The organism is Micromonospora sp. WMMD730 (genome assembly GCF_049178955.1).
Lineage (GTDB): Bacteria > Actinomycetota > Actinomycetes > Mycobacteriales > Micromonosporaceae > Micromonospora > Micromonospora wenchangensis.
The window spans coordinates 274,631-299,255 of sequence record NZ_JBMHML010000002.1 but is presented as its reverse complement, the minus strand read 5'-3'; the positions used below and the strand labels follow the sequence as shown (position 1 = coordinate 299,255).

Below are 24,625 nucleotides of genomic sequence, written 5' to 3'. Positions count from 1 at the left end.
GGCTCAGCGGGTCGGCTCGGCCGGGGTCGCCTGGGTGAGCAGGAGCAGGATCTCGCCGGCAACCGCCGGTCGTTCCTCACCCGGGCAGTCCTGCGAGGTGATCAGGCCGGCCGTGGTGAGCAGGCTGGACGTCAACGCGTCGATGCAGGTCGCCCGGTACCGGCGGGCCTGGTCGGTCTCCTGGGCCAGCCGCGGGTCGGCCAGCAGCCGGTGCAACCGCTGGACCTGCTCCGGGTCCAGGGAACCGGCCGAGGTGACCCCGTCACCGGCACAGTCGGCGCACTCCCACCGGCCGTCCGGCTCGACGGTCAGCGAGCGCAGTGGACCGTCCTCGCCGAGTTTCTGCATCAGGCTGACCCGGGTCGCCCCCGGCGCTGTCGTCGCGCCCCGGCCCTCCGCTGTGGACCCGCCCTCCCGGTCGACCATCGCGCAGCCGGTCAGGGTGACCGTCATGACGGCGGGGACGAGGAGCGCGCGTGACCACGGAGGGGGAACCACGGGCCGGAACCTATCCCACCCCGCTGCCGTCCGGAACCGGCCGACCGGCCCCGCACCGCCTGGTGGAACCGGCCCCGGGGCCGGTCAGCGGGAGGAGGTCGGCAGGTGCAGCGGGCCGTCCTCGACACCGTCGACACCCCGGTCGGCGGCGAAACCCCGGACGTCGGGGGCACCGAGGCGGGCCGCGTCGGCGGTCGCGTCGTCCGGCATGAGCTGCGACTCCCGCTCGGCCTCGACCCGGGCGCGGTAGTGCGCGATCTCCCGCTCCCGGGTGGCCGCGTCCCAGCCGAGCACCGCCCCCATCAGCTCCGCCGTGTGCCCGGCCGAGTCGAGGCCCCGGTGGGTCGTCTCGAAGGAGATCCGGGTACGCCGGGTCAGCACGTCCTCCAGGTGCAGCGCCCCCTCGGAGCGGGTGGCGTAGGTCACCTCGGCGGCCAGGTACTCGGGTGCGCCGGCCAGCGGTGAGGCGAGCAGCGGGTCGGCGGCGATCAGCGCCAGCACCTCCAGGGTGAGCGTGCCGTACCGCTCCAGCAGGTGTTCGACCACGCCGACGGGCACCCCGTGCCGGCGGGCCAGGTCGGCCCGGTCCCGCCACATCGAGGCGTACCCGTCGGCGCCGAGCAGCGGCAGGTCGGCGGTGCGCGAGGGACGTACGCCGCCGAGCCGGTGGGCGGCCCGGTCGACGACGTCGGCGGCCATCACCCGGTAGGTCGTGTACTTGCCGCCGGCCACCAGCAGCAGCCCGAGCATCGGCTCGAAGACGGCGTGTTCCCGGGAGAGCTTGGAGGTGGAGTCGGCCTCGCCGGCGAGCAGCGGACGCAGCCCGGCGTAGACGCCCTCGATGTCGGCGCTGGACAGCGGCCGGTCCAGCACCAGGTTGACCTGGTCGAGCAGGTACTGGATGTCGCGGGCGGAGGCGGCCGGGTGGGAGCGGTCGAGCCGCCAGTCGGTGTCGGTGGTGCCGATGATCCAGTGCCCGCCCCAGGGGATGACGAAGAGCACACTGGTGGCGGTGCGCACGATCAGCCCGGTCTCGCCGGTGATCGCCGAGCGGGGCACCACCAGGTGCACCCCCTTGGACGCCCGGACCCGCACGCCGGGGCGCAGCCCGACGTCGTTGAGCATCCGGGACATGTCGTCGCTCCACACGCCGGTGGCGGCGATGACGGTACGGGCGCGTACCTCGAACTCGGCGTCCGGGGAGCCGGGGGGCGCTTCCAGGTCGCGGACCCGGACCCCGGTGACCTCCCGGGCCTGCCGCACCAGCCCGACGGCACGGGCGCTGCTCACCACGGTCGCGCCGAGGCTGGCGGCGGTGCGGGCCAGGGTCACCACCAGCCGGGCGTCGTCGACCTGCCCGTCGTAGTAGCGGATGGCCCCGGCCAGCGCGTCGGCCCGTAGGCTGGGGAAGACCCGGCGGGCGCCCTCCCGGGTCAGGTGCCGGTGCAGCGGCATCCCCCGGCCGGTGCCGAACAGCCCGGCGAAGGCGTCGTAGGCGGCAACGCCGGCCCCGTAGTAGGAGCGGCGGAACAGCCGGGCCGGCAGGTCGCGCAGCCCCCGCCCGGCGGGGAGCGGGATCAGGAACGGGACCGGCCGGACCAGGTGCGGGGCGAGCCGGGTGGCGAGCAGCCCACGCTCGGTCAGCGCCTCGTGGACCAGGTGGAACTCCAACTGCTCCAGGTAGCGCAGGCCGCCGTGGATCAGCTTGCTGGACCGGCTGGAGGTGCCGGCGGCGAAGTCGCGGGCCTCGACCAGGGCGACCTTGAGCCCCCGCGAGGCGGCGTCGAGCGCGGCACCGGCCCCGGTCGCCCCGCCTCCGATGACCAGCACGTCGAACCGCTCGGCCCGCAGCCGGCGCAGATCCGCGGCGCGGCGCGGCGGGGAGAGTTGACCGGCGGCGGATCGGGTCACATTGGGGTCACGCACCCGTCCACCGTAACCCGCCAGGTCCCACCCGCAGCAGGCCCAGAACCGGCCAGATTCCCCACCGTCCACCCGGTGACACTGAGCAACACTCGCCCGGATCGGCTCGACGACTCTCCGTAGCCGGTCTCCCGCCGGCCCCCTCCGCCTCCCACACCACCCCCCACCGCCGCGACCAGCCCGATCACCGCATTCCCCACCCACCCCCCACCTCCCTCCCTCGGCCCCTTTGCTCTGCTGCTCTCCACGCGACGCGCACGTTCAGTGATCGGCGCATCCAGGGCAGCAGAGCAAAGGATCCGGAGGTGAAGGTTCACACCCCCACCTGCCGTCACTTTCCGTGACCACGGGACGGAGCCGGCGACCGGGGAGAACGACGGAACACGGGAGGTGGACGCCGAGGCGGACAGGGCGGAGCCGAGCCGCGCGAGGGCGGGGACCGCGCAGGTCCGCGCCCCGGGTCCACCGGCGACGGGCGGGGACCGTCGTCGGACCGGCACCGCCGACGGACGGCGACGTACGTCGTACTGTTTCCGGATGTTGGCCGACACACCACCTCCGCCGGGCTACGGCTTCCCGCCGAGCGCCGCCGCCCGTCCGTCGAGCCCGTGGCCGGTGGTGGCCGCCGCCCTCGCCGGCGGCTGGACGGTCACCCTCGCCGTGCTGCTCCAGGCGGTCGGCTGGTCGGTCGAGCAGTTGCAGGTCGCCGCGGGATGGGACCGGCAGGCGTGGCTCTGGCCGGCGCTCAGCCTGGCCACCGCCCTGCTGGTCGGCCTGCCCGCGCTGCTGCTGGCCCTGCTCCCCCGCTCCCCCCGGGTCCGGGTCACCGGCCGGGCCTGGCTCGCCGCCGCGCTCGCCCTGGTCGCCTTCGGGTCGCTACGGGCACTGCCGCAGGTCCACCACGAGGCGTACCTGGCCGCGCTGGCCGCGACGGCGACCCTGCTCGCGCTGCTGGCCACCCGGCTGCCCACGCCCGCCCTCGCCCAGCCGGCCGCCGCCACGCCCGCCCCGACCACCGCCCCCGAGGGCACCGACCCCACGCACGGGCCCGCCACACCCGCCGGCCAGGGCCGGCAGCGCAGCCAGCAGACCGACCACGGTCGCGGACCGGGTGGCGGGGTCGGCCGGCCGCAGGCGGTCACCCTGCTGGCGATCGCCGCCGGGCTGGCGCTGCTGCTGCCGTGGGTCCGGTTCGGCGCGCTGGGCGGCCTGCTGGAGACGGTGCTCGCCGCGCTCGCCGCGACGGCGGTCGGCCTGCTGGCCGGGGCGCTGCTCGACGACCGGTTCTGGGCCCCCTTCACCGGCGACGGGCCACCCCGGGCCGCCCGTACCGTGCTGGTCGGCGGCCTGGTCGCCGGGGTGGTCCTGCTGCTGGTCGGCGCGGGCGCCGGCCACTCCGGCGTACAGCTTCCCGCGCTGCTCTTCGTCCCGCCCGTCGGGTTCGCGCTGGGTGCGTGCCAGGTGGCGGCCCGGCGGGCCGGCCGGCCCGCCGGTGCCGCGCCGGTGCGCTGGCTGGTCGGCCTGGCGGTGTTCGGCCCGCTGGCGCTCACCGACCCGGAGGAGATCTCGGTCCTGCTGGCCACCACCCGCGACGTCCCGTACTGGGTCGCGGTCGCGTCCGGCGTCGGGTTCGCCGTCGCGCTCCTGCTGGCCATCGGGTACGGGGTGCTGCTCGCCCGGCCACGCGGGCGCGCGCCGCGCCGGCTGGTCGCCGCGTCGGGCGCGGCCGTCCTGCTGCTCACCGTCGGGGTGGTCGACGTGGCCGCCGGCCAGCCCGGCCTGTACGGCGAGCGGCTGCTGGTGGTGCTCCGCGAGCAGGCCGACCTCTCCGGCATCCCCGCCGGTGCGCCCGGCCGGGCGGGCCGGGAGGCGCGGACCGCCGAGGTCTACCGCCGGCTCGTCGCCACCGCCGAACGCACCCAGGGCGGGCTGCGCCGGGACCTGAGCCGGCTGGGCCTCGACCCGACGCCGTACTACCTGGTCAACGCGATCGAGACCGACGGCGGGCCGGCGGTGCGGGCCTGGCTCTCCGGTCGGCCCGAGGTGGCCCGGGTGCTGGTCAGTCAGCGGCTCCGCCCGTTGCCCGCACCGGCCCCGGTCAGCCGGGGCGACCAGCCCGCGCCGACCGGGCCGGAGTGGAACCTGCGGATGATCCGGGCCGACCGGGTCTGGTCGGAGCTGTCCGTCACCGGCACCGGCGTGGTGATCGGCAGCTCGGACTCCGGGGTCGACGGCACCCACCCGGCATTGGCCGCCGGCTTCCGGGGCGGCGATGACTCCTGGTACGACCCGTGGAACCACACCCGCTCCCCCGCCGACTCCGGCGGCCACGGCACCCACACCGCGGGCAGCGCCGTGGGGCGGGACGGCATCGGGGTGGCTCCCGGTGCGCAGTGGGTGGGCTGCGTCAACCTCGATCGCAACCTGGGCAGCCCGGCGCACTACCTGGACTGTCTCCAGTTCATGCTGGCCCCGTTCCCGGCCGGTGGCGACCCGTTCACCGACGGACGCCCGGCGCGTGCCCCGGACGTGCTGACCAACTCGTGGGGGTGCCCACCGGTGGAGGGCTGTGACCCGGGGGCGTTACGTCCGGCGACCGCCGCCCTGGAGGCGGCGGGCATCCTGGTGGTGGCCGCCGCCGGGAACACCGGCCCGGACTGCCGGTCGATCGTCGACCCGCCGGCCCCGTACGCGGACGTGCTGACGGTGGGGGCGGTGAACCGGGACCGGGTGGTCGCCGAATTCTCCAGCCGGGGTCCCGTCGCGGGTGGGGTGGTCAAGCCGGATCTGGTCGCCCCGGGGGAGGGGATCACCTCCGCGATGCCCGGCGGCGGTTACGCCACGCTGGACGGCACCTCGATGGCCACCCCGCAGGTGGCGGGTGTGGTGGCGCTGATGTGGTCGGCGAATCCGACGCTGGTAGGCAACCTGGCCCGGACCCGGAGCATCCTGCGGGACACGGCTCAACCGGCCGGGCCCGCCGACCTCAGTTGCGGCCCGGTGACGGCGTCGAGCGGGGCCGGGCTGGTCGACGCGTACGCGGCGGTGCGGGCGGCCCGCCGCTGACCGCTCCCCGTCGCCGGGGTGAGCCGGCCCGGGTGGGCACGGACACGGAACGGGGCGGACCGCTCGCGCGGCCCGCCCCGTCCGGTGTTGGAGCTGGACTCAGAAGTCCATGTCCCCGCCACCCGGGCCAGCCGGGGCGGCCGGGGTCTTCTCCGGCTTGTCCGCCACGACGGCCTCGGTGGTGAGGAAGAGCGCCGCGATCGACGCGGCGTTCTGCAGCGCCGACCGGGTCACCTTGGCCGGGTCGATGATGCCCGCGGCCAGCAGGTCGACGTACTCACCGCTGGCGGCGTTGAGGCCGTGCCCGGCGTCCAGGTTGCGGACGCGCTCGACGACCACGCCACCCTCCAGGCCGGCGTTGACGGCGATCTGCCGCAGCGGGGCGTCCAGCGCGATCTTGACGATCTGCGCGCCAGTGGCCTCGTCGCCGGTCAGGTCCAGCTTGTCGAAGGCGGTCTTGCCGGCCTGCACCAGCGCGACGCCACCACCCGGGACGATGCCCTCCTCGACGGCGGCCTTCGCGTTGCGGACGGCGTCCTCGATGCGGTGCTTGCGCTCCTTCAGCTCGACCTCGGTGGCCGCGCCGACCTTGATCACCGCGACGCCGCCGGCCAGCTTGGCCAGCCGCTCCTGCAGCTTCTCACGGTCGTAGTCGGAGTCGCTCTTGTCGATCTCGGCCCGGATCTGGTTGACCCGGCCCTGGATCTGGTCGGCGTCGCCGGCACCGTCGACGATGGTGGTCTCGTCCTTGGTCACCACGACCTTGCGGGCGCGGCCCAGCATGTCGAGGCTGACGGCGTCGAGCTTGAGGCCGACCTCCTCGCTGATGACCTGGCCACCGGTGAGGATGGCGATGTCGGTCAGCATGGCCTTGCGGCGGTCACCGAAGCCCGGCGCCTTGACGGCGACGGACTTGAAGGTGCCCCGGACCTTGTTGACGACCAGGGTGGCGAGGGCCTCGCCCTCCAGGTCCTCGGCGATGATCAGCAGCGGCTTGCCCGACTGCATGACCTTCTCCAGGATCGGGAGCAGGTCCTTCACCGAGGAGATCTTGCTGTTGACGATCAGGAGGTACGGGTCGTCGAAGACGGCCTCCATACGCTCCGGGTCGGTCATGAAGTACGCGGAGATGTAGCCCTTGTCGAAGCGCATGCCCTCGGTGAGCTCCAGCTCCAGCCCGAAGGTGTTGCTCTCCTCGACGGTGATGACGCCTTCCTTGCCGACCTTGTCCATCGCCTCGGCGATGATCTCGCCGACGGTGCTGTCACCGGCGGAGATGGAGGCGGTGGAGGCGATCTGCTCCTTGGTCTCGACGTCCTTGGCGAGCTTGGACAGCTCCTCCGAGACGCTGGCCACGGCGGCCTCGATGCCCCGCTTCAGGGCCATCGGGTTGGCACCGGCGGCCACGTTGCGCAGACCCTCGCGCACCAGGGCCTGGGCCAGGACGGTCGCCGTCGTCGTGCCGTCACCGGCGACGTCGTCGGTCTTCTTGGCGACCTCCTTGACCAGCTCGGCGCCGATCTTCTCGTACGGGTCCTCGAGCTCGATCTCCTTGGCGATGCTCACACCATCGTTGGTGATGGTGGGGGCACCCCACTTCTTCTCGAGCACCACGTTGCGGCCCTTGGGGCCGAGGGTCACCTTCACGGCGTCGGCGAGCTGGTTCATGCCCCGCTCGAGGCCGCGGCGAGCCTCTTCGTCGAACGCGATCATCTTGGCCATACGGCGTTGTCCTCCTGGACACTCACGGGCCACCCGGGTGTTGTGCCCCGGACGGGCCGCCTGGTGTACGCACCTTGGGGACGTCGCCACCTGGCGACGACGACGTCCTCCTCGGTCGGGCCGGACAGCCCGCGACGACCGGCCATGTGCCACCCCGACGCCATCGAGACGTCTGTGTGACCGTGGCCCTACCGCCCCGACCATTGGCACTCATCGTATGCGAGTGCCAATGACTTGTTTAGCACTCTCCCCTGCCGAGTGCAAGCACGATGGGGCCGGTCAGCCGAGTTCCGCCACCAGTCGTGTGACGTTCACCGGCCCCTCCTGCGCCCGCTGCTCGGCGTACGTCACGACCAGCCCGACCAACTGCACCAGGTAGACCGGGACGACCAGCACCGCGCTGACCAGGATCACCGCCACCGCGCCCACGGCGGTGCCCGGCGCGGTGAACGGGTCGGTGCCGAACGGCACGGTGCCGACCGACTCCACCACGCTGCCGAGCACGCTGCCGAGGAACACCGCCAGGGCGACGAGCGCCACCCGGCCGAGCACCATGCCCAGCCGGTCGTGGAACATGCGGAACGAGCGGCCGACCGGGTTCTGCCCCTCGAACAGGTAGACCGGGCCGGCCAGGGCGAGGGCGAAGGCCAGGTAGATGCCGGGCAGCAGGCAGAGGCAGAACCCGACGCCGACGAGCACGCCCAGCACCAGCATCCAGCCCCACAGGCCGAGGCAGCGGCGCGCGCCGTAGCGCAGCGCGCCGGGCAGGTCGGCGGGTTGGCCGGCGGCCTGCCGGGCCACCACCCAGGTCCCACCGGCCCAGCCGATGCCCTGCACCACCCCGAACGCCAGCGCGACCAGGAACACCGAGACGCCGTAGATCACCAGGTCGCTGAGGTAGTCCTCGGGCAGCGAGCCGTCGGCGGGCAGCATGGTGGCGTCGGGTCCCATGCCGAGCGAGAGCAGGGACACCGCCACCGCCGGCACGACCTGGGTGAGCAGCATCAGCGGCAGCAGGGGCCGCCAACTGCGCCGCACCGCGCCGGCACACCGGCTCAACCACCCCTCCAGGCCGGCGTACGGGGGGTTGACCAGCGGGTCCTCGGGGCCCCACGGGCCGGCGTACGGCGCGGGACCGCCGCCCTGGCCCGGATACGGACCGACCCCGGGCGGGAGACTGCCGGCGGGCGGATGGCCCCAGCCCGGCGCCCAGGCCCCGGGCGTCCCCCAGCCGGGCTGACCGGGCGGCGCGCCCCAGCCGGGCTGGCCGGAGGGCGTGCCCCAGGGCGGTTGCCCCCACGGACCACCCGGAGACCCGGAAGCGGGGTCGGGTGGACCCGAAGGCGACTGGTCGGACATGAACCCTCCTCAGCGGGACGCCTGGACGGTTCACGATCTTTCCCGGCACCGGTCGCTACCGCCAGCCGTCACCCGGTGCACCCGACGGGTGGGAACCCGCCCGGCCGCCGGGGCAACAGCCCGGGGTGGGAACCCGATGCGCCCCGTCACCGGGGACGGGGCGGGACCGGCGGAAGGTCAGGCGATGACGCGGACCTGTTCGGCCTGCGGGCCCTTCTGGCCCTGGGCGATCTCGAACTCCACCCGCTGACCGTCGTCGAGCGCCTTGTAGCCGTCCATTTCGATGGCGGAGAAGTGGACGAAGACGTCCTGCCCGCCGTCGACGGCGATGAAGCCGTAGCCCTTTTCGGAGTTGAACCACTTGACGGTGCCCTGTGCCACGGTGCACTTCCTCACTCTGCGCGGCGTTCTCCAACTCCGGATTGCCGGCGGGCCGACAGCGGAGAGCCACCGTTGCGGCGGTCGGTGAGGGCCGCTGAATCGGTGACCGAAATCGCACGCTACACGAGGAGTGACGACAGCGCACGACCACAAATGGGGTCAAATCAGACGGGTATCGACCCGGTTACCCATCGGTGAACGTCGCTGCGGTATGCATGCCTCCATGACCTCTGCCCCGGCCCCACCGGCGACCCGCACGGCCCCCGTGCACCGGGTGCGTCCGCAGGACGCGGCCCGGATGCGGGCGCTGCGGCTGGAGATGCTCGCGGACGCGCCACTGGCCTTCCTGGAGACCGTCGCCGAGGCCGCCGCCCGGCCGCACGCCGACTACGCGGCCCGGATCGCGTACGTGTCCCAGGGGTGTCACACCGCCCAGTTCGTGGCCGACCCCGGCGGCCGGCTGGTCGGGCACGCGGGCGGCACCCTCTCCCCCGACGAGCCGGACCTGACCGTCGTCTACGCGGTCTACGTGACCCCCTCCTGGCGGGGCAGCGGACTGCTCGGTGCGCTGATCGACGAGGTCGCCGCCTGGTCGCGCGCCTGCGGCCGACCGCAGCTCATGCTGGAGGTGGTGGTCGGCAACGACCGCGCCTGCCGGGCCTACCACCGCCTGGGCTTCACCGACACCGGGGTACGCGTCCCGCACCCCAAGATCCCGGCCCTCACCGAACTCCAGATGCGCCGCCCCGCCTGACCTCCACCCCGCCCCTGGCCGCCCGACCCCCGACCGTCCCCCGCTCCACCCCGACCCCGCCCACCCGGCCCCGGTGATCAAGAGGTTCAGGTCAACCGGAGGCCCGGATCTGACGCAAACTTCTTGATCACCGGGGCGGAAGCGGGGGTCGGAGCGGGGCGGAGCGGGGCGGGGCGGGGGAGGCCGGGGGCGGGTCAGGCGGGGCGGCGGGACTGGACGATGCGGAAACGGTTGGCCACGTACGCGCCGTCGGTGAGGGCGGCGTTGGCGGCCGGGTTCGCGCCGCTGCCGTGGAAGTCCGAGAAGGCGGCGGACTGGTTGACGAAGACCCCGCCGGTCAGGTTGGCCGACAGGTGCACCCCGACGTCGATCGCGGCGGCCTCGACGGCGTCCAGCACCGCCTCGTCGGTGGAGTAGACGGCGGCGGTCAGCGCGCCGGACTCCCCCACGGTGGACCGCATGATCTCGATGCTGTGCGCGGTCGAGTCGGTGGCGATGACGAACGAGATCGGCCCGAACCACTCCCGGCCGTAGACCTCGGTGTCGGTGGCGGCGAGCTTGACGACGGTGGGCGTCCGGACCACCGCGTCGGGCAGCGCCGGGTGGGCGACGGTACGCGACTCCAGCACGGTCTCGCCGACCTTGGTGACCTCGTCGAGCCGTTCCAGCACCCCGTCGTTGACGATCGCGCCGGTCAGCTCGACGCCCCGGGCCGGGTCGGCGGTGAGCTTGCCGATGGTGGCGGCGATGCCGGCGGCCACCTCGTCGAAGCTCTTGTGCCCCTGGTCGGTGGCGATGCCCCCGGCCGGGATCAAAATGTTCTGCGAGGTCGTGCACATCTGCCCGCTGTAGAGGGTCAGCGTGAAGCCGAGGTTGCGGCACATCCCGGCGAAGTCGTCGGTGGAGTCGATCACGACGGTGTTCAGGCCGGCCTTCTCGGTGTAGACCGTCGCCTGCCGGGCGTTGGCCTCCAGCCAGTCTCCGTACCCGGTGGAACCGGTGAAGTCGACGATCTTCACTGCGGGGTGCAGGGCCAAGGTCGAGGCCAGCTTCTCGCCGGGGGCCTCGGGGGCGAGCAGCACCAGGTCGGGGTCGAAGCCGGCCTCGGCGAGCACCTCCCGGGCGTACTTCACGGTGATCGCCAGGGGCAGCACCGCGCGGGGGTGCGGCTTGACCACCACCGGGTTGCCGGTGACCAGCGAGGCGAACAGCCCGGGGTACGAGTTCCAGGTCGGGAAGGTGTTGCAGCCGATCACCAGGGCCACCCCGCGCGGCACCACGTGGAACGTCTTGGTCATCCGCAGCGGGTCGCCCTTGCCGGCGGCCTTCTCCCAGCCGGCCGTCCCCGGGTGCCGGGTCATCTCGGCGTACGCGTAGGCGATCGCCTCCAGGGCCCGGTCCAGCGCGTGCGCGCCGCCGGCCTGGAACGCCATCACGAACGCCTGCCCGCTGGTGAACTGCACCGCGTTGGCCAGCTCGAAGATGTGCTTGTGCAGCCGGTCGAGGATCTCCAGGCAGACCCCCACCCGGGCCTGCGGGCCGGCGTCACGCCAGGCCGGCAGGGCGGCGGAGGCGGCGGCGACCACCTCGTCCGCGCCCGGGTGCGGGTAGCGCACGTCCAGGGCCACCCCGAACGGGCTCGTCTCGGTGGCGACCCGGTCGGCCGTGCCGGGCTGGTCGAGCGGGAAGTCACCACCGAGGTACGCCTCGAAGGCGGCCTTCCCGTCGGCGGCGGCCGTCTCGCCGTACACCCGGGGGCTGGGTGATTCGGGATACGCCGACCAGTACCCCCGCTCGGTGATCGCGGTCAGCGCCCGGTGGAGGGTGTCGGCGTGCCTGTCGTACAGCGGGTGCGGGGTCTCCGTCATGCCCGCCATCATGCAACAGATGACGACCAGATCAGTAGGGGCGTGTCACAGATCAGATGGTCGACTGCCACTCCGTGGACCCGGCCACCGGCCGGAACCCGAGCTGCTCGTTGATCGCGATCATGTGGCTGTTCGCCGCCGCGTTGTAGGTGTCGACCACGCTCAGCTCCGGCTCGTACGCCAGGGTGTGTTCGAGGTTCTCGGCCTTGCAGAGCAGGCCGAGCCGGTGCCCCCGGTGGGCCGGGTCGACGATGGTGATCTGCTGCCAGGCGTGCCGGGTGGTGTTCGCGGCCAGGCTGAGCATGCTCCACGCGACCAGCCGGCCGGACTCCCCGTGCACGGCGGCGACGCTGTACCGGCGGACGCCCCGCGCGTCCAGCGCCCGCTCCATGCCCTGGATGCGCTCGGCGTCCACCCGCTCGGGTTCCCACTCCAGGTCACCCAGGGGCGCGTCGGCCAGCAGCCGGCCCTCCAGGTAGGCGAGGTCGGCGAGATGCTCCGACTGCGGGTGGCCGTGCCAGCGGACCGTGCGGTAGCCGGCGGCGGCCGACCGCGCCCCGGCCCGCAGCGCCGCCAGCCGGTCCCGGTCGAGCGCGGTGACGTCGAGCCGGCGACGGACGTCGACCAGCGCCGGCCGGGCACCGAGCGCCGCCGCGAAGGCGGCCCCGGGAAACTCCCCCACCGGGGTGACCCCGACCGCGCCGACCGACGACTCCCCGCCCGGCCCGCCCGACGCCGACGCACCCGGCTCATCGGGTGTCGTCCCACCCGGACCGCCCGGCGTCGCCCCGACCGGTCCGTCCGGCGTCGCCCCGACCGGTCCGTCCGGCAGCGGGGTCACGGTGGAGCCGACCACCCGTTTGCAGCCGGCCTCCCGGAGCAGCCGCCGGGCGTGGGCGAACAACGCCCGCCCCACCCCGCGCCGCCGGTACGCCGGGTCCACCGCCAGCTCGATGCTGGCGTTCTCGGTGTTGTCCAGCAGGTGCAGGTTGACCCGGACCCAGCCGACGGGCACCCCGTCGAGTCGGGCCACCGACCACCGGGTGTCGATGCCGGGCATCGGGTGCCACAGCGACGCCTCGAAGCGTCGCCGGCAGAGCGGCGGGAGGTCGGGGGATTCCGTCGCCTCGACCGTCGCCGCGATCCGGTAGAGGGCGTCGAGGGTGGGCTGATCGGTCCGGTCGATCGTCGCGATGTCCAGGGCCACGCCGCGAGTCTTCCCGTGGACGACACCGGGGGCCAGCGGATTTCCGCTGGCCCCCGGTTCACGTTGGTCGGGAGGGACGTTCGCACAACGCCTCCGGCGTTGGGTCGCAAGAACTTGAAAAGTCTCCGGCGAAAGCCCTCCCGCACGGAGCATCTTCCGCCGCCCGGTTCCTGCCGTCAAGTCCTTCCCGGCGGGTTTTCACCACGCACCGCGAAAACCCGGTCACCCAGAGATCCACTCGGGCCGCCCTGCGCCCATGATCGACACAGTGGGGCCGAAGTGGCGGTGTCCCGGCCGGCTGACACCGCAACCCGCGCCCCGATGGGTCGACCACCGACGCAGGGGCGGGCGGCGCGCCGGGTTCAGGAGAGGAGGCCGGCGTCGCGGGCGGCCCGCAGGGACGGCTTGATCCGGTGGGTGGGGCCGACCTGACCGGCAACCGCGTCGATGGTCTTCAGGCCCTCGCCGGTGTTGAAGACGACCGTCTCGGCGGTCGGGTCGAGCCGGCCGGACTCGACGAGCTTGCGCAGCACCGCCACGGTCACCCCGCCGGCCGTCTCGGCGAAGACGCCTGTGGTGCGGGCCAGCAGCCGGATGCCGGCGCGGATCTCGTCGTCGTCGACGTACTCCATCCAGCCGCCGGTACGCCGCACCGCCTCCAGGGCGTACAGGCCGGCGGCGGGGTCGCCGATGTTGAGGGACTTGGCGATGCCGGTCGGCCGGACCGGGGTGATGGTGTCGGTGTCGGCGTGCAGGGCGGCGGCGATCGGATTGCAGCCGGCCGACTGCGCGCCGAACACCCGCCAGCCTCCGGCCGGGGCCTCGACCAGGCCGATCTCGACCAGCTCGGTGAACGCCTTGTCGATCTTGGTGAGCAGTTCGCCGGAGGCCATCGGGATGACCACCTGGGCCGGGATGCGCCAGCCGAGCTGCTCGGCAACCTCGTACCCGAGGGTCTTGGAGCCCTCGGCGTAGTAGGGCCGGACGTTGACGTTGACGAAGGCGGTGTCCTCGAACTCGTCGGTCTCCACCAGTTCGCCGCAGAGCCGGTTCACGTCGTCGTACGAGCCGTCGATGGCGACCAGGTCGCCACCGTAGACGGCGGTGGTGATCACCTTGCCCTGCTCCAGGTCGCCCGGGATGAAGACCACCGAGGGTGCGCCGGCACGGGCCGCGTGGGCGGCCACCGAGTTGGCCAGGTTGCCGGTCGAGGCGCAGGCGAACCGCTCGAAGCCGAGCGCCTTCGCGGCGGTGAGCGCCACCGAGACCACCCGGTCCTTGAACGAGTGGGTCGGGTTGGCGCTGTCGTCCTTGACCCACAGCGGCGCGCTGATGCCCAGCTCGGCGGCGAGGTGGGGCGCCGCCACCAGCGGGGTCAGCCCCGGGTCGAGGGTGACCCGGGTGGCCGGGTCCTGACCGGCGGGCAGGAGGGCGGCGTACCGCCAGATGTTCTGCGGGCCGGCCTCGATCTGCTCGCGGGTGACGCGCGCCAGCGCGGCGGCGTCGTAGTCGACCTCCAGCGGGCCGAAACACTCGTAACAGGCGTGCTGCGCGGCGAGCGGATAGCGGGCGGAGCAGGCGCGGCAGACCAGGGCACGGGCGGGGCTGGCGGCGGTGTCGATACCGGGGGCGGCGAGCGTCGACGTCATGTCGATTCCTCTCATCTTTCCCCGCATCGCACCCTGCGGCGGGGACGGAATTGGCACCTGCCCCGCCGGACGCTCAGCGATGAGCGCGCGGGGTGGTTGCCGGGGCGTCGTCGGGCCGTATCCCTCAGCCCCTCTGGATGAGGTATGCAGTTGTGAGACCGAGTCTAGGCAGCTTCGCGGCCATCGCCCAGCCTGCTTCCCACGGTGTGAACCATGGCGTTGGCCACCCTGCCACCGGGCATCGACCGGGCACCCCGGTCGGCACCGGTGTTTCGGGGAAGTTTCCAGCTCAACACGTCCGTAGGCACCGGGCGGAGAAACCCGTACGCCGGCCCTCCGGTCGGCCCCTGACCGCGCTCCGACAGGCCGACCCGGGCGGCCCATGGAGCCGATGACCGGCATTGCCATCGATCAGTACGGTGCGGGTGATCTGATGTCGAGAGAGGACCCCCGGCAATGCGACGGATACCGTTGAGCCTCACCAGTCTCGCCCTGGTCTGCCTGCTCACCGCGTGCGGGGGTGAGCAGGGCACGAAGGACGGGGCGGCGCCGACGGTCGGCCCGTCCGCCGAGCCCTCCACGGCCTCGGTGCTGAACGCGGCCACGGCCGAGCCGACGCCCACCGACGTCGAGCCGACCCCGCAGAAGAAGAGCGCCCCCGCCACCGCCCCGGCGGTCACCACCACTCCCCCGGCACCGGTGGTCAAGGCTCCGTTGACCTGCGCCCATCTGGCGGGCGCCAAGCTCGGCAGCAGCAAGACGCCCTACAACGGCTATCCGGACTACCTGCCGTTGAGCGAGGGGCAGTGGTCGGGCGAGGACGGCGCGACCGTGACGCTCCAGAAGCCCTGCGGTATCGGCGACCTCGACGGCGACGGCGCGGACGACGCGGTCGGCGTGGTCTCGATCAACTCCGGGGGCAGCGGCACCTTCTACACCGTCGCGGTGTGGCGCAACAACGGCGGCATGCCGGTGTTCCGGGCGCTGACCGATCTCGGCGACCGGACCCCGGTCGTGTCGGTGAGCGTGGCCGGACAGCGGGCCACCGTGGTCTGGTTGACCCGCAGCCCCAGCCGGGGCATGGCCGAGCTGGACATCAAACGCACCTCGGTCTACAAGCTCTCCGGCAGCACGCTCACCGAGGTGAGCCACACCGACGCTCCCTACAACCCCTGACCGGCCGTGTCGCCGGGGCCGCCTCGTCGAGGCGGTCCCGGCGACACGGGTCAGCGCGTCAGACCGACACCGAGGCGGGCTCGGAGACCGGGGCCGCCGGGGCGTCGGAGCGCCGGCGGCCGAGCAGCGTGTCGAGCGCCCAGGAACCCGGGCCGAGGACCGCGATCAGCAGGAACGACCAGCAGAACAGCGCGGACAGCTCGCCGCCGTTGCGCAGTGGCAGCAGGCCCTCCGGCTGGTGCACCACGAAGTAGGCGTACGCCATCGAGCCGGACGCGAGCAGCGCCGCGGGCCGGGTGAAGAGACCGGCCAGCACCAGCGCGCCGCAGACCAGCTGGATCAGCGCGGCCCACCAGCCCGGCCAGGCGCCGAGCGGGACAGCCTTGCCGGTAACCGGGTTGCCGCCGAACAACCCGAAGACCGACGACAGGCCGTGCAGCATGAACAGTAGGCCGATGACCATGCGGTACAGGGACAGGGTCGGCCCGCCGAGCCGAGAGACGTTCATGGGAACCTCCATGGAAGGGATTACTTCCCCCCATGATGAGGCATCGAAGCAGTTAAATCGATAAATTCTTTGTTTCTGGGAAGATCCCGCTGCGAGACAATACCCCGCCCCTCCGCACCGCGGGTCGCCCCCCGCCGGCCGACGCCGGGCCGATCGGCACCGGACCCGCCCGCCGCGCCCGCGCCAACCGCCCCGACGGCGGTCGGCGCGACGCCGAACGTAATGATTGTTAACTATGAATGAACTGTCATCAAGTTCATACGCAATGTTTATGGTAAATGAATATGCGCACAATTCGCGTGGCATGAGGCGGGCCCGTCGCGGGGCGGCCCGCACCGCCGTCCGACCCCGACCGCCGCACCCCGGACGACGCGGCCGACGCATCTCCCGACCGCCGCATCCGACCGCCACCCCGGCCGGTGTCACCGCACCACCGCCGTGCCACGTGCGAGTCCACTGAGCACGCCGGCAGGCATGCAGACCCACCACCCGCCCCGGCGGCAGCCGGCACCCCCGACCGACCGCCGTGGCCCGCGCGCCGGCTTCGGACGACAGCAACCGGTTGGCACGGTATTCCCGGGAGACCCCGAAAGCCGGACCCATCAGCAATTCACCCGGCACCCGCGTCGAGGCACCCGACGTCGCTTCCGGACAGCCGCCCGCCGCGCCGACCGGCCTCCCGGGCAGTTCAATAATCCTTAACAACCCGCATCGCGGTAACGGCCACCGTAATACGTTAACCTCGTCACCACGTTACGCCCGGAACTGCGAACCCACCCCCGGATTCATCAGTCACCCGCACCGCACCCGACCGGCCCGTGATTCTCGTGCCGGCAATTTCGCACATCCACCGGACGAGGTTACCCAGGCAACCGGTGCTGCCATTCCGTGCGCAACGTCGACCCTCCATTCTCCCTGGTCGAGAGTGGTCTACCTGCTCTCCGTCCCGGCTGACGCCACCTCGACCGGCATTCACGGAAAGGACCACCGTGCGACGTCGACCGCTCCTGCCGTCACGACTGCTCGCCACATTCGGCACCCTGATTCTGCTACCTCTTCTCGCCACCCCGGCCAGCGCCGACACCCCGCCCGAATCGATACGGCTGCTCGCCAAGGCCGCCGCCGACGAGTGTTTCGCCGGGGTCGGGGTCGACTATCCCCCCGGACCGCCCTGCGCCGAGGGCCAACCCAAGGTCAACCAGTCGTACGTCTGGGGGCTCGCCCAGGTCGGCCGCCGGCTCTGGTTCGGCACCGGAGCCAACGTGCTCTGCCTCAAGCCCGAGGGCTACCAGGTCCGCGAGCCGATCCTCAACGACGACTACGTCTGCGAGTTCGACCAGAGCCAGCCGGCCCGGGCCAACCCGGCCTGGCCGGCCAACCTCGGCGACCACCGCACCCCCGAGGTCTACACCTACGACCTGGCCACCGAACGGCTCACCGAGCGCACCGCCGACATCACGTCGGCCTCTCCGGCGGACGCCAACCTGTTGAACACCACCGCCGGGCTGCGCAGCGCCGCCGCCCACCAGGGGGTCGTGCTGCTCGCCGGGCCCAGCGTGATCGGCGGGGTGAACGTGTTCGCCTTCGACGGCGTCACCGGCCGGTACCTCGGCTCGACCAACCTCTCCGCGTACGAGAACATCAGGCACTGGGTGGTCGCCGGCGGTGCGCTCTACGCCGGGGTCGGCGTGGGCGTCAACGGCGGCGAGGCGGGCAAGGTGCTGCGCTGGACCGGTGACCGCACCACCCCGTTCACCTTCACCGAGGTCGCCGACCTGCCCACCCAGGTCGCCGACCTCACCGAACACCAGGGCCGGCTCTACGTCTCCACCTGGCCCAAGGCGATCGTCGAGGGCTCGCTCGCCCCGTCCCCGGTCACCACGGTGGCCCCCGCCGACAGCGGCACCCCGCTGGCACCGCCCCCGGCCGACGACCCCAACGACCTGGCCAGCATCTGGATGAGCCCGCTGCTCGCCGTCGGCGCACCCGGTCTCAACCCGGAGGACGCCGGGAACTGGACGCAGGTCTGGTCGGCCGCCGAGTACGAGCCGGACCCGGTGGTCCGCCGGGCGTACGCCCTCGGTGGGCTCGCCTCCTTCGGCGGCCGGCTCTACTGGGGCACCATGCACGTGCCGCTGCAGGCGACCGCCCTGCACGTCTCGGTGTACCCGCCGCGTAGCCAGGCGCAGCTCCAGGCCACCGTGCAGAACACCCAGCGGGCGTTCGCGGTCTTCCGGGGCCAGAACCTCGGCGGTGCCCACGAACGGATCGAGACGCTCTACGGCGAGTCCACCCTGCCGGCCTTCGACCCGACCGCGAACAACGGCGTGGGCGCCTGGGCGCCGGCACCCACCGGCGTGACCCCGGTCTACGGCGGTTCCGGCTTCGGCGACCCGTTCAACCTGTACGCCTGGAAGATGGCGGTGGCCGGCGGCCGGCTCTACATCGGCACCATGGACTTCGCCTACATCTCGCTGGAGGGTCAACTGCCGACGCCCCCGGCGACCGGTGCCACCACCCCGCCCACCTTCGGCTCCGACCTCTGGGCGTTCGACGCGCCGGACCGACCCGCCCGCGCGGTCGACACCGGAGGCTTCGGCAACCCGCTCAACCAGGGGGTACGCACGATGATCGTGGACGGCTCCACGCTCTACGTCGGGATGGCGAACCCGATGAACCTGCGTACCGACCCGACGCCCGGCGTCCCCAAGGGTGGCTGGGAGCTGATCCGGGTCAGCCGCCGGTGACCCCGGCCGGTTGACCGTGGCCCGCCGGCCGGAACGGTCCCCACCGGCCGGCGGGCCACCCCGGCCCGCGCGTCACACCCGGAGAGGGGTGTGACGCGCGGGCCGGGGGCACGTCGCCGACCGGACGACGCCGGGACGGCGGTCACGGGCCGGCGGGCGGCGGGCGGTCACGGGGCGGCGAGCGCCTCGGTGGGCGAGAGCCGACTGGCCCGGATCGCCGGGTAGAGCCCGGCCAGAGCGCCGATGGCGATGGTCGCCCCGATGCCGCCGGCCACCACCCAGAGCGGCACCACCGTCGGCCACCCCTGCGAGCTGGCGTAGCCGGCGGTGACCAGACCACCGATCAGCACCCCGCCGACGCCGCCGAGGGCGGACAGGAGCAGCGACTCGGCGAGGAACTGGGTCCGGATCTGCCCCCGGGTGGCACCCAGCGACCGCCGCAACCCGATCTCCGCCCGCCGCTCGATCACCGAGATGACCATGGTGTTGGCCACCCCCACCCCGCCGACCAGCAACGCCACCGCGCCCAGCCCGAGCAGCAGACCGGTGAACGCCTCGTCGGTGGCCTGCTGGGCGGCGAGCGCGTCCGACGGCCGGGAGACCTGGATCTCGTTGGACTGCTCCGGGTTGGCCGTCGCCGCCAGCACCGCCCGGACGGCCTCGACGTGCTGCTCGACCGAGCGGGTGTAGATCCGGGTGGGGTGGCCGTCCAGGCCGAGGTAGGTGGTCGCGGCCGACCAGCCGACCAGCGCCGACGAGTCGAGTTCCGGGGCGAGCGGGACCGGCCGCAGGATGCCGATCACCGTGAACCACCGCCCGTCGACGTACACCTGGATGTCCGGCCCGGCCGCGCCGAGGCCGAGCCGCTGCGCGGCGACCGACCCGAGCACCGTGGCCGGATACCGCGCGGTGGCCTCGTTGAGCCAGGTCCCGCTGGCCAGCGAACCGCCGACGGTGTCGAGCAGGTCCAGCTCCACCGCCTGGGTGCCCAGGCCACCGGTCTCCGCCGCCGGAATCCGGTCCGACCGGTAGACCGGGGTGTCCGGCAGTTGCGCGGTGGCCGACACCTGGCGTACCGGGCCGATCCGGCTGATCATGCCGACCGCCTCGACCGGCAACTGGGCGTCCGCGCCGAACAGGGTGCTGCCCGGCGCGACGGTGAGCAGGTTGGTGCCGAGGGCGGCGAGCGTCCGGTCCAGGTCGGCCCGGGACGACGACGAGATGCCAACCACGCTGATCATCGCCGCGATGCCGATGGCGATGCCCAGGGCGGACAGGAACGCCCGCAGTGGCCGGGTGCGCAGCCCCACGCCGCCGACCCGCAGCACGTCCCGTGGACTCATCCGGGCCGGTCGCAGCCGCTCCGGTCGCCCGGCGTCACCCCGACGCCGCGCGCCGGGTGGCCGCAGTGGGGTCGTGGTCATCGGAGCACCCCTTCGGTCGGCGCGGCGGAGTCCGCCACGATCAGCCCGTCGCGCATCTGCACCTGCCGGGGCAGGCTCGCCGCGATCTCCCGGTCGTGGGTGATGACCACGACGGTGGTGCCGGCCGCGTGCAGTTCGTGCAGCAGCTCCATCACCCCCGCGCCGGAGCTGGAGTCGAGGTTGCCGGTCGGCTCGTCGGCCAGCAGCAGCGGTGGCTCACCGACCACCGCCCGCGCGATCGCCGCCCGCTGCCGTTCACCGCCGGAGAGCTGGTGCGGCCGGTGGTCCAGCCGGTGCCCCAGGCCGACCCGTCGCAGCGCCGCCTCCGCCCGCCGCCGCCGCTCCCGCCGGGGCACCCCGGCATAGAGCAGGCCGTCCGCCACGTTCTCCACCAGGGGTACGCCGGCAGCCAGGTGGAACTGCTGGAACACGAACCCGATCCGGCTGGCCCGCAGCGCGGACAACTCCCGGTCGGACAGCCGGGCGGCGTCGTACCCGTCGATGCGGACCGCGCCCGAGCTGGGCCGGTCCAGCGTGCCGATCACGTTGAGCATGGTGGACTTCCCCGACCCGGACGGGCCGACGATGGCCACCAGGGCACCCCGGTCGACGGTCATCGACACCCCGCCGAGGGCGGCGACCGTGTCGCCGTACCGTTTCGTGACGTCGCGCAGCTCGACCACGTGGTCGGGGCCGGCGACCCGGGCCGGCTCAGTCACCGGGCATCCCCACGGTCAGCCCCGCGGTGACCCCCTCACCGGAGACCTCCACCCGGCCGTCCGCGAACAGGCCGGTGCGCACCGCGACGATCCGGGTGCCGGTCTCCTCCACGACCTGCAGCCCGTAACCGCCCTCGGCGAGGGTGAGCAGCGCCGCGACCGGTACGGAGAGCACGTCGGCACGTTCCGAGGCGATCAGGCCCAGATCCACCGCCGCCTTGTCGTAGCCGGCCAGCACCTTGGGGTCGTCCCCGGTGACGGTGACCTCGATCTTGGTTTCGGTCTCCGGGTCCTTGCCGGACGCCGCCGACGTCTGCACCACGGTCTCGACCGTGTCGACCCGGCCCGTGCTGCGGGTGCCGTCCGGCAGGGTGATGGTCACCTCCGCGCCCTTGCGGGCCAGCCGCTGGTCCTCGACGTCCAGGGTGCAGGTGACCAGCCGGGCCGTGCCGGTCGTCGACAGCACCGCCTTGCCCGCGCCGACGGTGTCACCCACCTCCACGGCGTGGCTCTCCACCCGCACCTCGCCGGGGGCGTAGACGATCCGCGCCGGTTCGACCTGACCGGTCTCCGGCAGGCCCAGGTCCTCCTGCCAGTCGCGGACCGCGTCGGCGGTCGCCGAGGTGAAGTCCTCGTCGACGTCGAAGCCGGTGTGCCCGAGCGCGGCGAGGTTCTGCTCGAACTGCTTGACGTCGGTGCCGCTGACCCCGGAACGCAGCATCCGGTACGCGGGCAGGCTGCCGTAGAGCAGCACCACCGGCTCGTCGTCGATCCGGTAGAGCGCCTTGCCCCGCTTGACCGTCGCGCCACCCTCGGCGAGCCAGGTGACCGTCCCGGCCAGCCGGCTCTCCCGGGCACGCGGGGTGCCGTACCCCAGCTCGCCGTTCTTGGTCTCCCGGTCGACCAGGGTCTGCCGGGTCACGGTGGCGGTCGCCGGCGGCCGGTCGACGGCGGCGGACCGGTCGGCCCGGCCGTCGGCTGCGGAGGTGACCGCGACGACCGCCACCGCCACGACGAGCAGGGCCACCGCACCGAGCAGGACCCCCACGCGTGGGCGTCGCCGCCGGGCCGGTGGCTCGTCGGGTGCGGTGGCGGTCGACTCGGCGGGGCGGGCGGTGGTGCTCATGACGTCCTCCGGCGTTCACCGAGGTTGGGCATGATCTCCCGGCACTTGTCGAACGCGGCCCGCACCTTCGGGTCCTTCAGGTCGATGTTGGCCTTGCCGGGCTGGATGCGCCCGTCGGCGGACGGGTCCGGGAAGTCCGGCACGCCGTTCTCCCGCATGCAGCCGGCCAGCTTGCGGACCTGCTCGGTCTGTTCGGCGTCGAGCTGCCGGGGTTGCCCCCCGTTGGGGGCGTACTCGCGGCACTCCTGGAGCGCCGCCTGCACCTTGCCCAGGTCGATGTCCGCCCCCGAGTCGAACCGGGGGCCCTTCTCCCCCGGCTGCGGGTCCGGTACGTCGAGTCCCTGTTCCCGCAGGCACGTGGTGAACTTGAGCTGGCGCTGCTCGTCGCTCAGCCCGGCGGCGGACACCGAGGGCTCCGCGCCGCCGCCACCTGCGGTGGCCACCCCGGGGTCGTCGTCGCCCCCGCCCTGGCAGCCGCTCAGGGCCAGGGCCGCCAGCACGGGCAGGGCCAGCAGCAGGCGCAGTGGATTTCGTCGCATCGTCGGTCTCCCTTCGGCCGGCAGAGAGCCGGCATTACGGATAACTCAACTCCTGAGGCGGTATCCAGGGCATAAGCGGTGGCGTTAACGCGGTGGTTATCCGGGCGTAGGCGAGGATGGAACGGTGCGCGTACTGGTGTGCGAGGACGAGAAGCTGCTCGCGGACGCGATCGCCGAATGGCTCCGCCGGGAGTCGTTCGCGGTCGACGTCGCCTACGACGGCGACGCCGCCCTGGAACGGATCGGCGTCAACGGGTACGACGTGGTCGTACTCGACCGGGACCTGCCCGTCGTGCACGGCGACGACGTGTGCCGGGCGCTGGTCCGTGCCGAACGGGACACCCGGGTGCTGATGCTGACCGCTGCCGCCGCCGTGCGGGAACGGGTCGCCGGCCTGGCCATCGGCGCCGACGACTACCTCACCAAGCCGTTCGCGTTCGTCGAGTTGAGCGCCCGGGTGCACGCGTTGACCCGCCGCACCCGCCCGGCCGCCCCGCCGAAGCTGAGCCGGGCCGGGATCGTCCTGGACCCGTCCCGGCTGGAGGTCACCCGGGACGGGCACTTCGTGCCGCTGTCCCGTAAGGAGTTCGGCGTGCTGGCCGAGCTGCTGCGCGCCGACGGCGCGGTGGTCTCCGCCGAGGACCTGCTGGAACGCGCCTGGGACGAGCACATCGACCCGATGACCAACGTGCTGCGGGTCACCGTGATGAAGCTGCGTCGCAAGCTCGGCGACCCACCGGTCATCGAGACCGTGCCCGGGGTGGGATACCAGATCCGATGAGGAAACCGACGATCCGGGCCAGGCTCACCCTCATCTACGGCGGCCTGTTCCTGCTCGCCGGCACGGTGCTGCTCGCCGTGACGTACGTGCTCGTCGACCAGCGGCTCGCCCACGGTCTCGGATTCAACCTGCGCGGCAGCGGCGGCAAGGAGTCGATCTCGCTGCCGCAGGGCACCCAGATCAGCGCCAACCAGGCCGAACACCTGCGCACCATCGTCCGGCAGGTGCAGGACGACGCCCGCCGCGACGCCCTGGACTCGCTGCTCACCCAGGGCGGGGTGGCGCTGGCTGTGGTGACCATCGCCGCGGTCGCCTTCGGCTGGCTGGTCGCCGGCCGGGCGTTGCAGCCGTTGCAGCAGATCACCGGCACCGCCCGCCGGATCGCCGGTGCCGACGGGGCCGGCCGGGGGCTGCACGAGCGGATCGCCCTGGTCGGGCCGACCGACGAGGTGAAGGAGCTGGCCGACACGTTCGACCTGATGCTCGAACGCCTCGACCGGTCCTTCGACGGTCAGCGGCGCTTCGTCGCCAACGCCTCGCACGAACTGCGTACCCCGCTGGCGATCAACCGGTCCCTGGTGGAGCTGGCGATCACCCGGCCGGACTCCCCACCCGAGCTGCGGCAGCTCGGGGAGACCCTGTTGGCCGTCAACGAACGCCACGAACGGCTGATCGACGGGCTGCTCACCCTCGCCGACTCGGAGAATGCCCTGGCCGAACACGCCGAGGTGGATCTCGCCGAGATCGCCGGGCACGTCGCGGAGCAGACCGCCCGGTCGAGCGCGCTCGCCGTCACCCGCGAACTGGCCCCGGCGCGTACGGCCGGCGACCCGGTGCTGCTGGAACGGCTCACCCAGAACCTGGTGGAGAACGCCGTCCGGCACAACGTCGACGTCGACGGTTGGCTCTCGGTCGCCACGGCGGTGGTCGACGGTCGGGCCACCCTGACCGTCAGCAACAGCGGGCCGGTGGTGCCCGGGTACGAGATCGAGACGATGTTCCTGCCGTTCCGCCGGCTCAACCGGGAGCGGGTCGCCGGTCAGCGGGGCTTCGGCCTGGGGCTGTCCATCGTCCGGGCGGTGGCGCGCGCACACGGCGGGACGGTGCGGGCCGTCCCCCGCCCCGACGGCGGCCTCGTGGTCACCGTCTCCCTCCCCAGCCCCTCCTGACCCGGCCCG

19 protein-coding genes and 1 riboswitch are annotated in these 24,625 nt (G+C 73.2%); of the genes, 6 read left to right on the top strand and 13 right to left on the bottom strand.

The genetic code is table 11. The features are described 5' to 3' along the window. Positions 1-3: 3 nt before the first annotated feature. Both ACN265_RS01365 and ACN265_RS01360 read right to left on the bottom strand, forming a co-directional pair. Positions 4-453: a hypothetical protein gene (locus tag ACN265_RS01365; RefSeq protein ID WP_204925001.1), complete on the bottom strand. Its 450-nt coding sequence runs from the start codon at positions 451-453 to the stop codon at positions 4-6. Between the two features lie 129 nt (positions 454-582). After that, a complete protein-coding gene (locus ACN265_RS01360; RefSeq protein ID WP_421405784.1) occupies positions 583-2,424 on the bottom strand; it encodes a glycerol-3-phosphate dehydrogenase/oxidase in 1,842 nt (613 codons plus the stop codon). Between the two features lie 534 nt (positions 2,425-2,958). Between ACN265_RS01360 and ACN265_RS01355 the strand changes: the two genes are divergently transcribed. Further along, positions 2,959-5,487: a S8 family serine peptidase gene (locus ACN265_RS01355; protein ID WP_421405783.1), complete on the top strand. Its 2,529-nt coding sequence runs from the start codon at positions 2,959-2,961 to the stop codon at positions 5,485-5,487. A gap of 99 nt (positions 5,488-5,586) precedes the next feature. Here the strand turns inward: ACN265_RS01355 and groL are convergent, their stop codons facing one another. The 3 genes from groL to ACN265_RS01340 all read right to left on the bottom strand — a co-directional run bounded on the left by groL (position 5,587) and on the right by ACN265_RS01340 (position 8,949). Then, the gene (gene groL, locus ACN265_RS01350; protein WP_204924710.1) at positions 5,587-7,209 is read right to left on the bottom strand and encodes a chaperonin GroEL; all 1,623 of its coding nucleotides are present in this window, start codon (positions 7,207-7,209) and stop codon (positions 5,587-5,589) included. Between the two features lie 279 nt (positions 7,210-7,488). Next, positions 7,489-8,268 (bottom strand): hypothetical protein, encoded by a 780-nt coding sequence (locus ACN265_RS01345; protein ID WP_204924709.1) that lies wholly within the window; start codon positions 8,266-8,268, stop codon positions 7,489-7,491. Between the two features lie 477 nt (positions 8,269-8,745). After that, positions 8,746-8,949, bottom strand: coding sequence for a cold-shock protein (locus ACN265_RS01340; protein ID WP_204924708.1), 204 nt, complete (start codon positions 8,947-8,949; stop codon positions 8,746-8,748). 223 nt (positions 8,950-9,172) lie between these two features. Here ACN265_RS01340 and ACN265_RS01335 point away from each other — a divergent pair, with 223 nt between their 5' ends. Beyond that, positions 9,173-9,703, top strand: a complete 531-nt coding sequence (locus ACN265_RS01335; RefSeq protein WP_421405782.1) for a GNAT family N-acetyltransferase — start codon at positions 9,173-9,175, stop codon at positions 9,701-9,703. A gap of 194 nt (positions 9,704-9,897) precedes the next feature. Here the strand turns inward: ACN265_RS01335 and paaN are convergent, their stop codons facing one another. The 3 genes from paaN to thrC all read right to left on the bottom strand — a co-directional run bounded on the left by paaN (position 9,898) and on the right by thrC (position 14,427). Continuing rightward, the gene (gene paaN, locus ACN265_RS01330) at positions 9,898-11,571 is read right to left on the bottom strand and encodes a phenylacetic acid degradation protein PaaN (RefSeq protein ID WP_420116117.1); all 1,674 of its coding nucleotides are present in this window, start codon (positions 11,569-11,571) and stop codon (positions 9,898-9,900) included. Positions 11,572-11,623: 52 nt separating this feature from the next. Next, entirely contained in the window at positions 11,624-12,778 is a 1,155-nt protein-coding gene (locus tag ACN265_RS01325) for a GNAT family N-acetyltransferase (RefSeq protein ID WP_421405781.1), read from the bottom strand. A 362-nt stretch (positions 12,779-13,140) separates the two neighbouring features. Further along, a complete protein-coding gene (gene thrC, locus ACN265_RS01320; protein WP_204924705.1) occupies positions 13,141-14,427 on the bottom strand; it encodes a threonine synthase in 1,287 nt (428 codons plus the stop codon). Positions 14,428-14,435: 8 nt separating this feature from the next. Further along, positions 14,436-14,571, bottom strand: a riboswitch (SAM riboswitch). Positions 14,572-14,898: 327 nt separating this feature from the next. On the opposite strand from thrC, the gene ACN265_RS01315 reads away from it, so the two are divergent. Next, positions 14,899-15,603, top strand: a complete 705-nt coding sequence (locus tag ACN265_RS01315; RefSeq protein WP_204924704.1) for a hypothetical protein — start codon at positions 14,899-14,901, stop codon at positions 15,601-15,603. A 58-nt stretch (positions 15,604-15,661) separates the two neighbouring features. On the opposite strand, the gene ACN265_RS01310 is transcribed toward ACN265_RS01315, so the two are convergent. After that, positions 15,662-16,111, bottom strand: a complete 450-nt coding sequence (locus tag ACN265_RS01310; RefSeq protein ID WP_204924703.1) for a DoxX family protein — start codon at positions 16,109-16,111, stop codon at positions 15,662-15,664. A 989-nt stretch (positions 16,112-17,100) separates the two neighbouring features. Between ACN265_RS01310 and ACN265_RS01305 the strand changes: the two genes are divergently transcribed. Continuing rightward, on the top strand, positions 17,101-18,858 hold the full coding sequence (locus tag ACN265_RS01305) for a hypothetical protein (protein WP_421405779.1): 1,758 nt from the start codon (positions 17,101-17,103) through the stop codon (positions 18,856-18,858). 167 nt (positions 18,859-19,025) lie between these two features. Here the strand turns inward: ACN265_RS01305 and ACN265_RS01300 are convergent, their stop codons facing one another. The 4 genes from ACN265_RS01300 to ACN265_RS01285 all read right to left on the bottom strand — a co-directional run bounded on the left by ACN265_RS01300 (position 19,026) and on the right by ACN265_RS01285 (position 22,666). Continuing rightward, complete coding sequence (locus tag ACN265_RS01300; RefSeq protein WP_204924996.1) at positions 19,026-20,201, bottom strand: ABC transporter permease; 1,176 nt, start codon at positions 20,199-20,201, stop codon at positions 19,026-19,028. Between the two features lie 77 nt (positions 20,202-20,278). Continuing rightward, a complete protein-coding gene (locus tag ACN265_RS01295; protein WP_363792820.1) occupies positions 20,279-20,965 on the bottom strand; it encodes an ABC transporter ATP-binding protein in 687 nt (228 codons plus the stop codon). 28 nt (positions 20,966-20,993) lie between these two features. Next, positions 20,994-22,127 carry a peptidoglycan-binding protein gene (locus ACN265_RS01290; RefSeq protein ID WP_420115843.1) on the bottom strand — a complete coding sequence of 378 codons (1,134 nt, stop codon included), beginning with the start codon at positions 22,125-22,127 and terminating at the stop codon, positions 20,994-20,996. Next, positions 22,124-22,666, bottom strand: a complete 543-nt coding sequence (locus tag ACN265_RS01285) for a hypothetical protein (protein ID WP_204924701.1) — start codon at positions 22,664-22,666, stop codon at positions 22,124-22,126. The genes ACN265_RS01290 and ACN265_RS01285 overlap by 4 nt, the downstream gene beginning before the upstream one ends. Before the next feature lie 124 nt (positions 22,667-22,790). On the opposite strand from ACN265_RS01285, the gene ACN265_RS01280 reads away from it, so the two are divergent. Together ACN265_RS01280 and ACN265_RS01275 are read left to right on the top strand one after the other, a co-directional pair. Continuing rightward, a complete protein-coding gene (locus ACN265_RS01280; protein ID WP_088643197.1) occupies positions 22,791-23,447 on the top strand; it encodes a response regulator transcription factor in 657 nt (218 codons plus the stop codon). Beyond that, positions 23,444-24,616 (top strand): sensor histidine kinase, encoded by a 1,173-nt coding sequence (locus ACN265_RS01275; RefSeq protein ID WP_421405778.1) that lies wholly within the window; start codon positions 23,444-23,446, stop codon positions 24,614-24,616. The genes ACN265_RS01280 and ACN265_RS01275 overlap by 4 nt, the downstream gene beginning before the upstream one ends. Positions 24,617-24,625: the final 9 nt, after the last annotated feature.

Excerpts from the sequence above, each read along its gene's own strand:
- ACN265_RS01365 (WP_204925001.1), bottom strand. The coding sequence starts at position 453 with ATGACGGTCACCCTGACCGGCTGCGCGATGGTCGACCGGGAGGGCGGG.
- ACN265_RS01355 (WP_421405783.1), top strand. The coding sequence starts at position 2,959 with ATGTTGGCCGACACACCACCTCCGCCGGGCTACGGCTTCCCGCCGAGC.
- groL (WP_204924710.1), bottom strand. The coding sequence starts at position 7,209 with ATGGCCAAGATGATCGCGTTCGACGAAGAGGCTCGCCGCGGCCTCGAG.
- ACN265_RS01335 (WP_421405782.1), top strand. The coding sequence starts at position 9,173 with ATGACCTCTGCCCCGGCCCCACCGGCGACCCGCACGGCCCCCGTGCAC.
- paaN (WP_420116117.1), bottom strand. The coding sequence starts at position 11,571 with ATGACGGAGACCCCGCACCCGCTGTACGACAGGCACGCCGACACCCTC.
- thrC (WP_204924705.1), bottom strand. The coding sequence starts at position 14,427 with ATGACGTCGACGCTCGCCGCCCCCGGTATCGACACCGCCGCCAGCCCC.
- ACN265_RS01310 (WP_204924703.1), bottom strand. The coding sequence starts at position 16,111 with ATGAACGTCTCTCGGCTCGGCGGGCCGACCCTGTCCCTGTACCGCATG.
- ACN265_RS01300 (WP_204924996.1), bottom strand. The coding sequence starts at position 20,201 with ATGAGTCCACGGGACGTGCTGCGGGTCGGCGGCGTGGGGCTGCGCACC.
- ACN265_RS01290 (WP_420115843.1), bottom strand. The coding sequence starts at position 22,127 with ATGAGCACCACCGCCCGCCCCGCCGAGTCGACCGCCACCGCACCCGAC.
- ACN265_RS01285 (WP_204924701.1), bottom strand. The coding sequence starts at position 22,666 with ATGCGACGAAATCCACTGCGCCTGCTGCTGGCCCTGCCCGTGCTGGCG.
- ACN265_RS01275 (WP_421405778.1), top strand. The coding sequence starts at position 23,444 with ATGAGGAAACCGACGATCCGGGCCAGGCTCACCCTCATCTACGGCGGC.